This window comes from Robiginitalea rubriflava, assembly GCF_052540725.1.
Genome location: NZ_CP199309.1, coordinates 929,260 through 940,213, shown reverse-complemented (window position 1 = coordinate 940,213; position 10,954 = coordinate 929,260). Strand labels below are relative to the sequence as shown.

Annotated in this window: 11 protein-coding genes; 6 read left to right on the top strand and 5 right to left on the bottom strand. The window is 48.2% G+C overall.

Annotated elements, in window-relative coordinates:
* Positions 1 to 101: 101 nt before the first annotated feature.
* Positions 102 to 557: a ferritin-like domain-containing protein gene (locus tag ACT6NU_RS04375; RefSeq protein ID WP_445383244.1), complete on the bottom strand. Its 456-nt coding sequence runs from the start codon at positions 555 to 557 to the stop codon at positions 102 to 104.
* Between the two features lie 372 nt (positions 558 to 929).
* On the opposite strand from ACT6NU_RS04375, the gene ACT6NU_RS04370 reads away from it, so the two are divergent.
* From ACT6NU_RS04370 to ACT6NU_RS04360, 3 genes are read left to right on the top strand one after another with little or no spacing between them, the layout of a single operon-like run.
* A complete protein-coding gene (locus tag ACT6NU_RS04370; protein WP_445383243.1) occupies positions 930 to 1,556 on the top strand; it encodes a 30S ribosomal protein S16 in 627 nt (208 codons plus the stop codon).
* A gap of 4 nt (positions 1,557 to 1,560) precedes the next feature.
* Complete coding sequence (rimM, locus tag ACT6NU_RS04365) at positions 1,561 to 2,085, top strand: ribosome maturation factor RimM (protein WP_445383242.1); 525 nt, start codon at positions 1,561 to 1,563, stop codon at positions 2,083 to 2,085.
* Positions 2,086 to 2,123: 38 nt separating this feature from the next.
* Positions 2,124 to 2,837, top strand: a complete 714-nt coding sequence (locus tag ACT6NU_RS04360; RefSeq protein WP_445383241.1) for a tRNA1(Val) (adenine(37)-N6)-methyltransferase — start codon at positions 2,124 to 2,126, stop codon at positions 2,835 to 2,837.
* Between the two features lie 2 nt (positions 2,838 to 2,839).
* Here the strand turns inward: ACT6NU_RS04360 and ACT6NU_RS04355 are convergent, their stop codons facing one another.
* Together ACT6NU_RS04355 and ACT6NU_RS04350 are read right to left on the bottom strand one after the other, a co-directional pair.
* Positions 2,840 to 3,727: a dimethylarginine dimethylaminohydrolase family protein gene (locus ACT6NU_RS04355; RefSeq protein ID WP_445383240.1), complete on the bottom strand. Its 888-nt coding sequence runs from the start codon at positions 3,725 to 3,727 to the stop codon at positions 2,840 to 2,842.
* Positions 3,724 to 5,043, bottom strand: coding sequence for an amino acid permease (locus ACT6NU_RS04350; protein WP_445383239.1), 1,320 nt, complete (start codon positions 5,041 to 5,043; stop codon positions 3,724 to 3,726). The genes ACT6NU_RS04355 and ACT6NU_RS04350 overlap by 4 nt, the downstream gene beginning before the upstream one ends.
* Positions 5,044 to 5,103: 60 nt before the next feature.
* Between ACT6NU_RS04350 and ACT6NU_RS04345 the strand changes: the two genes are divergently transcribed.
* Together ACT6NU_RS04345 and ACT6NU_RS04340 are read left to right on the top strand one after the other, a co-directional pair.
* Entirely contained in the window at positions 5,104 to 6,192 is a 1,089-nt protein-coding gene (locus ACT6NU_RS04345; RefSeq protein ID WP_445383238.1) for an aromatic ring-hydroxylating oxygenase subunit alpha, read from the top strand.
* Positions 6,193 to 6,296: 104 nt separating this feature from the next.
* Positions 6,297 to 7,475 (top strand): acyl-CoA dehydrogenase family protein, encoded by a 1,179-nt coding sequence (locus ACT6NU_RS04340; RefSeq protein WP_445383237.1) that lies wholly within the window; start codon positions 6,297 to 6,299, stop codon positions 7,473 to 7,475.
* Between the two features lie 5 nt (positions 7,476 to 7,480).
* Here the strand turns inward: ACT6NU_RS04340 and ACT6NU_RS04335 are convergent, their stop codons facing one another.
* Both ACT6NU_RS04335 and ACT6NU_RS04330 read right to left on the bottom strand, forming a co-directional pair.
* Positions 7,481 to 8,527: a phosphotransferase enzyme family protein gene (locus ACT6NU_RS04335; protein WP_445383236.1), complete on the bottom strand. Its 1,047-nt coding sequence runs from the start codon at positions 8,525 to 8,527 to the stop codon at positions 7,481 to 7,483.
* A gap of 9 nt (positions 8,528 to 8,536) precedes the next feature.
* Complete coding sequence (locus ACT6NU_RS04330) at positions 8,537 to 9,418, bottom strand: nucleotidyltransferase family protein (RefSeq protein ID WP_445383235.1); 882 nt, start codon at positions 9,416 to 9,418, stop codon at positions 8,537 to 8,539.
* A 102-nt stretch (positions 9,419 to 9,520) separates the two neighbouring features.
* On the opposite strand from ACT6NU_RS04330, the gene ACT6NU_RS04325 reads away from it, so the two are divergent.
* A complete protein-coding gene (locus tag ACT6NU_RS04325; protein WP_445383234.1) occupies positions 9,521 to 10,879 on the top strand; it encodes a Gfo/Idh/MocA family protein in 1,359 nt (452 codons plus the stop codon).
* The last annotated feature ends 75 nt before the right edge of the window (positions 10,880 to 10,954 follow it).

Genomic DNA, 10,954 nt, shown 5'->3' with positions numbered 1-10,954 from the left:
ATACAGTTTAGCCAGCGACTATAAAAAGGTAGTTTTTATGAGTTATTAACCAAAAAAAAATCCGGACGCAAAGTCCGGACTTTCTTCAAAATGCATCTGAATTAGGATACTAATTCTTCGTACATAATGGATGTGTTCAGGGCTGCCTGTATGGCATCTCGCTGTCTGATGAGAATTTTTTCAGTGGATGGTGGCAGCACCATATCCTTGTCATTTAAAATCTCATTATAGGCTTCCAAACTGGCTTTTTCGCCCCGCTCAACTTCTTTGAGCATTTTTTCTGTTCCATTGCTGCTCAGGGTCTCGGTTAAATTCATCCAGAGTCTGTGAAGGTCTCCTTTGACACTTCCACCTTTATCCGGCAATTTTCCGAATTCCTTAATTTCTGATTTCAGCTCGTGTCCAAAGGTATAACGCTGTTTCACTTTATCATTCAGGAAGTTTCGTACTGTTGGGGAGTCTACCTTTTCGGCAGCCAGTTTATACCCCTTCTCTGCATCGTATGTTCGTTCGAGTAATTCGTTTAATTTGTTGGAAATCTTTTCCGTGTATCTCATTCTTCAGTCTTCATTTTAAGATTATATGCTTACTGTCTCTCAGTAATGCATTAAAAACATAACAATTAAAAAGCTGATAATCAAATAATTAGCTTCATTTAACTGGATTTTAACGAAACAGGGTTGAAAATGTTAAAGCCATCTGCCCATCCTGAAAAAACATCAATCGGACAACGGCTCACCGTATCTGGTTTTAGCAAACAGATCGGGAAGGAAATAATTGCGTGAATTTTTGGCTAAAACGGTAAGGCTTAATGAAAAACATCTTATATTTGCACCCGCTTTAGGCAGATTGCCAGGGCAAAACAGCTTTTGATTGCTGTAACAAGAATTAATAACCGGGGTCGGGCACCCCACTTAAATTAATGTGAAATGCCAGTAAAAATCAGATTACAGAGACACGGAAAAAAAGGGAAGCCATTCTATTGGATTGTAGCAGCAGATGTGCGTTCAAAAAGGGACGGGCGTTACCTTGAAAAATTGGGAACCTACAACCCCAACACAAACCCTGCTACCATAGACCTGAATATAGACGGTTCAGTTCAATGGCTGGATAACGGGGCGCAACCTACCGAGACTGCCCGCAGAATTTTATCCTATAAAGGGGTACTGCTGAAGCATCACCTTAAGGCAGGCGTTCGCAAAGGAGCCCTTACCGAAGAGCAGGCCGAAAAGAAATTTGCAGAATGGGTGGATGCCAAGGAGCAAAAAGTAATGACCAAGGCTGAAAGTCTTGAAAAAGCAAAAGCAGAAGCAAAGGCCAAAGCCCTTGAAGCTGAAAAAGAAGCGAATGAGAAGCGTGCCCAGGCTGCAGCCGAAGCAGCTGCCCCGGCTGAAGAAGAAACCGAAGCAGCAGCAGAAGCAGCTCCGGAAGCGACTGAAGAAGTAGCAGCAGAAGCAACTCAGGAAGCAACTGAAGAAGCAGCAGCTCCTGAAGCTGAAGCACCTGAAGCAGAGGCTACTGAAGAGCCTGCAGCAGAAGGCGACAAAAAAGAATAAGCCCGTGCGAAAGGAGGACTGTTTTTACCTCGGTAAGATCGTCTCGAAGCATGGTTTTAAAGGGGATCTGCTTATCAAACTGGATACGGATCAACCCGAATTATACGAAAAACTGGAATCAGTGTTCATTTCAATGGGAAATACACTGGTTCCTTTTTTTATTCACAGGTCTGCCCTTCACAAATCTAACCTCCTAAGGGTTTCCCTGGAAGATGTAAGCGATGAAGCAGCGGCCGATCGGTTAATGGGATTTGAGCTGTATCTGCCCCTGAAATTTTTGCCGAAACTCAGCGGTAATAAATTCTATTATCACGAAGTGATTGGTTTTAGCCTGAATGATAAAGAGCACGGTGATGTGGGTATTATAAAAGGAGTGAATGATCAGGGAGCGCAGGCCCTCTTTATTGCTGAAAAAAAGGGAAAGGAATTATTGATTCCCATTACGGATGATTTCATTAGCAGAGTAGACCGGGAAGCCCGCATCATTTATATCCAAACCCCTGAAGGCCTGATTGACCTTTACCTTTAGCGTTTTTTCAAGTAGAAAAACTCATAAATATCCAAGGTTTGGACAAGCCTTTTCAATTTAAACAGTTCGCTGTAGCCCAGGATCGTACCGCAATGAAAATTGGTTCCGATGGAGTGCTTTTAGGCGCCTGGACCCCACTGGAACCACATCCCGGAAGTATCCTGGACATCGGAGCCGGAACCGGGGTGATTGCCCTGATGCTTGCCCAGCGATCTGAAGCAGAACTAATCGATGCTATTGAATTAGAGGAACAGGCTTTTGAGCAATGTGTGGAAAATTTTGAAGCCTCTCCCTGGAGCGATCGGCTTTTCTGTTTCCATGCCTCCCTGGATGAATTGGTATCGGAACCCGACCAGAAATATGACCTGATCGTATCCAACCCCCCTTTCTTTAGCGAAGACACCACTACCGGAAATCCTTCACGTGACCTGGCTCGCAGAAGCAGTTCCTTGCCCTTTGAGAATCTTCTGGAGGGCATAAAGGTTTTATTGGCCCCAGCTGGTTTGTTTTCGGTAATAATTCCTTTTCGGGAAGAAGAAAAATTTCTGGATCTGGGCAAGCAAGCCGGGCTTTTTGCAAACCGGATTACCCGGGTCAGGGGTCATGCAGCCGCACCTTTAAAACGGTCTTTGATCTGCCTTTCTTTCCGGAAGCAACCTCTGGTGGAAACGGAACTGACCATTGAAATCAGCAGGCATCAGTACAGTGCCGAATACATCCGGCTCACTTCGGAGTTTTACCTGAATATGTAAGTTTAAACCTGCCTTTTAAGAGGTCGTGTCAGGCAGGTAGGCCCGCCACCTCCCTTCAGGCTTATTTCGGTTCCCTTATAGGTATGCACCTGACAACCGGCCTTTTTCAGGGATGCTTCTGTAAGGGGGTTTCCCTCAGCCATAATACAGACCCGCGGGGCCACAGCCAGTACATTGCAGCCCAGGCTGTCGAACTCGCTTTCCGGGACTTCAACCAAGGTATACCCCCTTTTTATAAGGTCTTCCCGGAATGAAATGGGCATTAGCGGGGAATAGACCAGAGCGAGGTCTTTGTCCAGAGGGCTTAAGATGGACATCAGGTGAAAAACATCCGAAGGTCCGCTGAAGTGGGGTAGCTCAGCGACAACTACCTGCACCCCCAGAGGCGCCAGCAATGCCTTGAGCTGTTTAATCCCTTCTGAATTGGTACGGTAACTCCTTCCCACGGCAAGGGTATGCTGGTCCAGCCAGGCCACATCTCCTCCTTCCAGGGTTCCCGGTGCCTCAATTTTCCCGAGAATGGGAATCCCTTCCTTTTGAAACAAGCGGGCCTGCATGTCTGGTTCTTTCTGCCGGGCAGCTTTCCCCATATTGCATAAAATCATCCCGGCATCGGTGGCTACAGAGGCATCCCTGCAGTAGATGGCATCCATGCTAAGACCTTCGCCCGAAGGGAAATGATGTATTTGCGGTGCCCATTGGGCCAGGAGTTCTTCAAATGCTTGATATTCCTGGGTGGCCTCCTTCAGGTCCGGATCTGCAATATAATTTAGCCTACTCCATTCGGAGGTAATTTTGGCCTGGCTTTCAAAGGCTCCGGATGCAGGTGTTATAAACACTGATGCCAGTGGCAGATATTCGGACTGGGCTGTTAAAGTATTCTCTTTCACAATTCAGGGTTTTTATTTTTCCATTTCATCCAGACAAAAACAGGAGTACCAAGCATCAAAAAGAAAAAGCCCCAGAAGACGGATTGTTCACCTGCCCCGAAAATTGCCCATAAGGCAAAACTAAAAGTGAGGCTGCCCAAAATAAATACCGAAACCTGTTCCTTTAATTTCAAGGATTTCTGGAGGGAAAGTATCACATAGGCAGCTGCGGAAAACAGATAGGGAACCAGGCAGCAGGTAGTTGAGAGCAGGATGGTAAACTTAAACTGCTCCACCAGGCTATCGGAATAATTCATCAGCAATAAAAGGGAAGCCAGGCCACTCCCAGCAATCAGTCCCCAAACGGGCACTCCGTTTTTATTTTCTTTCTTAAAAATTCCCGGGAATAACCCGTCATTGGCTGTAGCCTCGGATACCTGGCCAATAATCAGGATCCATCCGTTGAGTGCCCCAAAGGTTGCAACGGCTACCCCGGCTGCGATGATTTCTTCTCCGATTTCTCCGCTCATGATTTTCATGGCATCCGAGAAGGGGGCGGTAGACTCCGATAACTCAGCCATAGGGATCATTCCCATGATGGCCACTGTGCTCAGAACATACAACAGGGTAGTGATAAGGGTTCCAGTCATGGTCGCTTTCGGGATCGTTTTTTCGGGATTCTGTACTTTATTGGCAGGTACGGTCGCACTTTCAAGACCCAGGAAGGCGTAGAGCGTGAGGGTGCCCGTTGCGGCTATGGCCATAATGGAAGAGTCTCCGCTGGCATTAAAAGGAACGAAATTTTCCGGTTGAAAAAAGAAAATACCTCCTAATATGATTGCCAGGACGGGAAGTATTTTGAGGGCGGTGGTGACCATCTGCATTTTCCCTGATGCCCGAACGCCCCTGGAATTAACCCAGGTAAGCAGCCAGATGGCACCCAGTGCGGTGCCCGCAGCCAGTAAGGCATTTTCCTTCAGGCCAGGAAAGAAGACGCCAAGGGCACTTACAAAGGTTACAGCGATAGTGGCAAGGGCTACCCAAATGGAAATCCAGTATCCCCAGGCCACCAGAAAACCAATATAATCTCCAAAACCTTTTCTGGCAAAGGCATACGGCCCCCCTTTCGAATCGGCTACCATCCTGCTGAGCCTGCTGAATACTTTGGCCAGTAGCAGCGCTCCGGCAGAAGAAACCAGCCATCCGACTACACTGATGCCTCCAAAGGCGGCCAGGGCAGAAGGCATCAGAAAAATTCCGGCTCCGATCATATTTCCCACGACCAGGGAAGTACTCATCCACAAGCCCATTTTGGAACCGTGGTCAGTGCTTTCCATATTCCGTATCGGTTATCAAAAAGAAATCCATATTTTTAAAAATACAAATAAGCTGAACGCTTGGCCCATAAATTTTATATCGATCCGAAAATTGAACGGGCATCCACCCTTCCTGCCTCCTTTTACCGGGATCCGTCTGTATTTGAAGCACTAAAAGACAAAATCTTTTATAAATCATGGCAATGGATTGAGACCGAGCTACCGGAAACCAGTGGGTTCACTGTTCCTTTTACAATGCTACCCCAATACCTGGACGAACCCCTTTTATTGACCCGGGATGAAAATGGAAGGCTGCATTGCCTCAGTAATGTATGCACGCACAGGGGAAACCTGCTGTTTACCCAGGCCAAAAAAACAAAAAAATTGACCTGCGGCTACCACGGCAGGCGCTTTGGTCTGAATGGTTCCTTTGAGTTTATGCCGGAGTTTAAGCAGGCCCGGGATTTCCCATCCCCCTGTGATGACCTGCATAAATTTCCGATTGCCAGTTGGGGCCCCCTGAGTTTTGCAGGGCTGGAACCGGCTTTTGATTTTAATGAAATCCTGCATGCTATTGACCAGCGGGTAGGCTTTCTGAAACAGGAAGCATTCAAACTCGATAAAACACTTAACAAAGACTATTTTATTGAGGCGCATTGGGCGCTTTATTGCGATAATTTCCTGGAGGGTTTCCATATCCCGTTTGTGCACAATGACCTGAATGCAGTACTGGATTATGGCAATTACGAAACCGTAGTCGGAAAACACTACAACCTGCAAATTGGCTACGCCGAGGGAAATGAAGATGTTTTTGATTTGCCTGAAGGGCATGTGGATTACGGCAAGGATGTGGCCGCCTATTACTTCTGGGTCTTTCCCAATATGATGTTTAATTTTTACCCCTGGGGGCTTTCCTTTAACTGGGTACAGCCCTTGGAGCCACAGAAAACAAAGGTCAGTTTCAGGAGTTATGTTTATGACGCCTCAAAATTAGGGAAAGGTGCCGGCCACGGTTTACATACAGTTGAAATGGAAGATGAAGCAGTGGTGGAAGGCGTTCAAAAAGGCTTGTTGTCCCGTTACTACAAAAGCGGGCGCTTCTCCCCGAGTCGTGAGGCCGGGGTGCATCATTTCCACTCCCTCCTGGCAGCTTTTCTAAATCGGGAATGATTCTAATTACCAAGCTAATAAAGCCTTTTTCTATCCCTAGAAAGTAGTCTTCCCGTATTGGTTTGTTATGCTGCTTTAAGTACCTTTGGACAAAATTCTCTGGCATGAAACCCGATCTTTTCGAAGCACCTGATTACTACCTTTTAGATGATCTTTTAAGCGATGAACATAAACTGGTTCGGGATGCTGCCCGTTCCTGGGTAAAGCGCGATGTTTCTCCCATAATTGAGGAATATGCTCAGAAAGCCGAATTCCCGGAGCAAATCCTCTCCGGCCTTTCAGAAATAGGTGCCTTTGGGCCTTATATCCCATCAGAATACGGAGGTGCCGGGCTGGACCAGATCAGCTATGGGCTTATCATGCAGGAAATTGAAAGAGGAGACAGCGGGGTACGCTCTACTGCATCTGTACAGTCTTCCCTGGTGATGTATCCTATTTACGCTTACGGCAATGAAGCACAACGTCAAAAATACCTGCCAAAGCTGGCTACAGGGGAAATGATGGGGTGTTTCGGCCTTACCGAGCCGGACTACGGCTCCAACCCCGGAGGCATGGTCACTAACTTTAAGGACAAAGGGGACCATTACCTGCTCAACGGAGCAAAACTCTGGATATCCAATGCACCTTTTGCAGACATAGCCGTTGTCTGGGCCAAAAATGAAGCCGGGCGGATACACGGGCTGATAGTGGAGAGGGGAATGGAAGGCTTCAGTACACCCGAAACGCATAACAAATGGTCTTTGCGGGCATCTGCCACAGGCGAACTGATCTTTGACAATGTAAAAGTGCCCAAAGAAAACCTGTTGGAGGGCAAAACGGGGCTGGGTGCCCCCCTGGGGTGTCTGGATTCGGCCCGTTATGGAATTGCCTGGGGCGCTATTGGAGCGGCTATGGACTGTTATGATACGGCCCTGCGCTATGCAAAGGAGCGCGTTCAATTTGACAAGCCCATTGCGGCTACCCAGCTGCAGCAGAAAAAGCTGGCGGAAATGATCACGGAAATCACCAAAGCGCAGTTGCTAGCATTCAGACTGGGGCAGCTAAAAAACGAGGGCAGGGCAACCACCGCCCAGATTTCCATGGCTAAGCGCAACAACGTGGAAATGGCCATCAACATTGCCAGGGAGGCCCGTCAGGTTTTGGGAGGCATGGGAATTACAGGGGAATACAGCATTATGCGCCATATGATGAACCTGGAATCCGTCATTACCTATGAAGGAACCCACGACATCCATTTATTGATCACCGGACACGATATCACCGGCTTTAGCGCTTTTAAATAATACCTTTATTTTTCGCAGATTAACTGCAGTTGCGGCAGCTTTTTTCGGGAAGCTTCCGAATGCTGTAAAAGCACTGCTGCCCGCCTGAGGTTTTCGCCGGGGAAGCCTGTTTTATAATACAGGTCATTCTGCAGATAATCCGTCAGGGCCCGGACCCCGTGAAGCAGGGGCATCAGTACAAGTCCCCAGGGCAGGCTTTTGCGCTCTGCAGCATTCAACTCCAATCCTGATTGGATAAAGCCTTTATAATAAGCTTCGAATAAATTCAAATCAAAGGACTCCTCGTTTTGTTCCACAGCGGTTGTTTCAGGCCCCAGTACCAGGCACCTGCCGGCATCCCCGAAATCGTAGAGCAGGTAACCCGGCATCAGCGTATCCAGGTCGATCAGGCAAAGCGCTTTTTTGGATGTGGAATCGAAAAGGATATTCGAGAGTTTGGTGTCGTTATGGCAAAGCCTTAACGGCAATTCGTCAAAGGGGATGGCCTCACAGAAACGGGATAGTTTTGCTGCCAGTTCCCGCCATTTAAGCGAATCTGCAAGTCTTTCCGGCCGGGCTGCAGAAAGCGTAGTTTCCAGCTGTTCCATCCGGGTGTTTAAATTGTGGAAGTCAGGCAGGGTAATGTGTATGTCCTTTAAGGGGATATCTGAAACCAGTTGGTGGAATTGTCCGATAATTCGGCCACTTTCCCTCGCAATTGCCATGTCTGATGACTGCTGGAAAGTACTGCTGCCCGGGATGTAATTAAAAGCCCGCCAATAGCTGCCCCCCGTATCCACAAACCATGGATTGCCATCTGTCCCGTTAAGCAATTTTAATTCAGCGTAATCAGCCCCATTCAGTTTTGGGAGCACCCTTGCGATATTTTGCATCAGGGGGAGGGTATTGCTGAATACTTCGGGGTTTATTCGCTGAACGATGAGTCCGTTTCCTGCCGGCAGCAGCACTTTGTAAGTGTCATTAATAAGCCCCTGTTCCAGCAACTGTGCCTGAAACTTTGTGGAGGAAACTCCAAAAGCTTTAAGCGCCAGTTCGGGGCCCGATAGTGCCATGGGTCATTATTATTTCCAAAGCGGGGCCGGGTATTTTCCGGCTGCACTAAGGTCTTTTAAAGCCTGCATGGCTGTATCCTTATCCTCGGCATAGGTCACCCCAAACCATTGACTGTTCGATGGGATTACCTCCACTGAAGTCTTTCCGCTTTGCAGCATATCCTGTATCACAAAGGGCAGGTATATTTCCCCTTTGGAAGCATCTTCAGCCGTTGCCAGGAATTCCCTGAAATCCTTTTCGATCTGAGGGAAGATTTCTGGGCTGCACACCCAAAAATTCATGCTTACCAGTTCTTTCCCGCTGAATTCCATACCGCTGTCTGCATCCCGGATGCCGTCCTCTCCGGCGGCAATTTCCAGGCGTTCGTCTACTGATTTCAACTGCTTCCCATCCTGGCTGCAAACCCCGCGGGAAACCGAACCATAGGGTGAAAGTGTATCTTGGAGCGTATAGGCAACCAATCCAAAATTTCCTTCCTCAGTCTTTTTTATAAATTCCCCTGCCTGTTCGTAGGCATTTTGTCCGTAGTAATCATCTGCGTTGATTACCGCGAAAGGATTGGTGATCACGTTTCGGGCAGTCCAGACCGCATGTGCGGTTCCCCAGGGCTTGGGCCGTTCTCCGGCAAACTGTGTTCCCGCAGGCAGGTCTGTTAGTTCCTGGGCCAAAACATCCAGGGAAATATTGGCCGGAAGCCTTTCGCGAAGATAGTCCCTCAGGAAGGCCACATTGTCTTTTTGGGTAATGACAACTATATGGGTAAAACCATTGTTGATTGCATCGTATATTGAGAACTCCATCAGAAACTCTCCATTGGGTCCCAGATCGTCAAATTGTTTCAGTTTTCCATAGCGGCTTCCTCTTCCCGCCGCCATCAATAGTAAGGTCATACGTTGCTGTTTTTGGCTCGCTAAAATAAGGTTTTCGGTTTGAAATAAAGGCTAAATACCAATATTTCATACCTTTCCGGGAAGAACATACAGTGCTTTAAAATGGAAACCAGAAGGTCTTTTATTACAAAATCAACCCTCGCCGCAACTGCCCTGGGATTAGTTCCCTCGGGCGCCTATTCCTTTACCAAGCCCAAAGAGGATGGTAAGCTCAAAATAGGCCTTATCGGCCTGGGGCTGAGGGGAACCAATCATTTGAAAAACCTCTTGCAAAGGGAAGATGTGGAAATACGCGCACTTTGCGATATTGACCCGGATCGCCTGGATCTTTGCCTGAAGATGATCGCTGAAGCCGGCAGGGAACGTCCAGCTACATTTGGGGAGCATTCCCATTCTTACAGGGATTTGCTCAGTATGGAATCTCTGGAGGCAGTGGTAATATCCACCCCCTGGCTCTGGCACACCCCAATGGCCGTAGATGCGATGAAGGCCGGCAAGTATGCAGGGCTGGAGGTATCTGCTGCAACCAGCCTTCAGGAGTGCTGGGACCTGGTGCAGACACATGAGGCTACCGGGACCCACCTTATGCTGCTCGAAAACGTAAATTACAGGAGGGATATCCTGGCCGTTTTGCATATGGTTCGAAAAGGGGTCTTCGGGGAATTGGTGCATTTCAGATGTGGCTATCAGCACGACCTCAGGGAGGTTAAATTCAACAATGGAAAACAAGCCTACGGCGGCGGGGTGGAATTTGGGGAAAAGGCCATTTCAGAGGCCCGCTGGCGAACTCAGCACTCCCTGAAAAGAAATGCGGATGTTTACCCTACCCACGGCCTGGGCCCGGTGGCCGTTATGGCAGACATCAATCGCGGGAATCGTTTTATGAGCCTTACTTCCCATGCCAGCAAGGGAATAGGCCTGCACAACCATATCGTCAAAGTCGGGGGTGAAGATCACCCCAATGCCTCCCTTAAGTTCAAACAGGGAGACGTGATCACCACTACCCTGGAAACGGCTCGTGGCGAAACCATTATTATCACCCATGACTGCAACTTGCCCCGGCCTTATTCCCTTGGTTTCCGGGTACAGGGTGCTAATGGCTTATGGGAAGTAGACGGGAACCGCATGTACATTGAAGGGGCCTCCCAGCCGCATCGGTGGGACGAGGCTTCTGCCTGGCTGGATCGATACGATCACCCCCTTTGGAAGAAATTCGGCGTATATGCTTCGGGTTCCGGGCACGGGGGAATGGATTTTTTCGTGCTTAATGCCTTTGTAGAGTCGGCCAAAAGGAACCTGGCGCCCCCTATAGATGTTTATGATGCGGCAGCGTGGAGTGCGGTTACTCCCTTATCGGAGCGATCTATAGCCGCCAAGGGAGCACCGCAGCCCTTCCCGGATTTTACCAAAGGTTCCTGGATTAACCGAAAACCCTATGATTGGATGAAGGACAGCTTTTGATTCCTCTTAGGACCCACGCTCGAAGCTGATTTTTATCATATTCTGTCACAGGTCATTACAATAGCTTTGTTAAAA

Bases quoted from the DNA above. Each gene is read 5' to 3' on its own strand.
- ACT6NU_RS04340 (WP_445383237.1), top strand. From the start codon at position 6,297: ATGAAACCCGATCTTTTCGAAGCACCTGATTACTACCTTTTAGATGAT.
- ACT6NU_RS04325 (WP_445383234.1), top strand. From the start codon at position 9,521: ATGGAAACCAGAAGGTCTTTTATTACAAAATCAACCCTCGCCGCAACT.
- ACT6NU_RS04350 (WP_445383239.1), bottom strand. From the start codon at position 5,043: ATGGAAAGCACTGACCACGGTTCCAAAATGGGCTTGTGGATGAGTACT.
- ACT6NU_RS04375 (WP_445383244.1), bottom strand. From the start codon at position 557: ATGAGATACACGGAAAAGATTTCCAACAAATTAAACGAATTACTCGAA.
- ACT6NU_RS04335 (WP_445383236.1), bottom strand. From the start codon at position 8,527: ATGGCACTATCGGGCCCCGAACTGGCGCTTAAAGCTTTTGGAGTTTCC.
- ACT6NU_RS04330 (WP_445383235.1), bottom strand. From the start codon at position 9,418: ATGACCTTACTATTGATGGCGGCGGGAAGAGGAAGCCGCTATGGAAAA.
- ACT6NU_RS04370 (WP_445383243.1), top strand. From the start codon at position 930: ATGCCAGTAAAAATCAGATTACAGAGACACGGAAAAAAAGGGAAGCCA.